This window comes from Pseudomonas sp. AC463 (assembly GCF_979253585.1).
Genome location: NZ_CEEDDZ010000732.1, coordinates 1 through 263, shown reverse-complemented (window position 1 = coordinate 263; position 263 = coordinate 1). Strand labels below are relative to the sequence as shown.

General features: G+C 70.0%; 1 protein-coding gene. It reads right to left on the bottom strand.

Going from position 1 to position 263, the window contains the following annotated elements; genetic code table 11:
- Positions 1 to 17 precede the first annotated feature (17 nt).
- Positions 18 to 263, bottom strand: a 246-nt coding sequence (locus AC0IYH_RS32140; protein ID WP_471838362.1) for a hypothetical protein, incomplete at its 5' end; no start/stop codon positions are given.

Here is a 263-nt window from a genome sequence, read left to right as displayed (position 1 = left end):
GTGGTGGACGATGATGGTCATGATGGCTCCCCTGCCTGTGCGCGCCAGATCCATGCCGATGCTGGCAGGACGACGCGGTTGTCGAGGACGTAACGCGCGAGGGCGTCGGACAGACGCGCGAGCAGGCGGTCGCGGTCGGCGGGGCCGGCGTCGGCGATGCTGCGCGAGAGGGGGCCGATGCGCGTGAGGAAGGACGTTGCGTCGGCGACGGGGTCTTCGCCCTCGCCCGCGACATAGTCGAAGTCGATCGACGCGGCGGTAAC